Consider the following 205-nt stretch of genomic DNA (forward strand, 5'->3'; position numbering starts at 1 on the left):
AGGACGTCCCGTTCGAGCGGCTGGTGGACCGGCTGTGCCCGCAGCGCGACCTGGCCCGCACTCCGCTGTTCCAGGTGATGTTCAACATGCTGAGCATGCCCGAACCGGAACTGCGGCTGCCGGGCGTGCGCGGCGAGTTGGTGGCCGCCGAGGAGGGCGGCTCCAAGTTCGACCTCACGCTGTACGCCCGGCCCGCCGCCGACGG

Annotated in this window: 1 protein-coding gene; it reads left to right on the forward strand. The window is 71.7% G+C overall.

The annotated features are described in order from the left end of the window. Nucleotides 1-205 (forward strand): hypothetical protein (locus tag GT354_RS52700; protein ID WP_202512187.1); only part of this gene is annotated, 205 nt, incomplete at both ends.

It is taken from the genome of Streptomyces sp. SID3343 (assembly GCF_009865215.1).
Classification (GTDB): Bacteria; Actinomycetota; Actinomycetes; order Streptomycetales; family Streptomycetaceae; genus Embleya.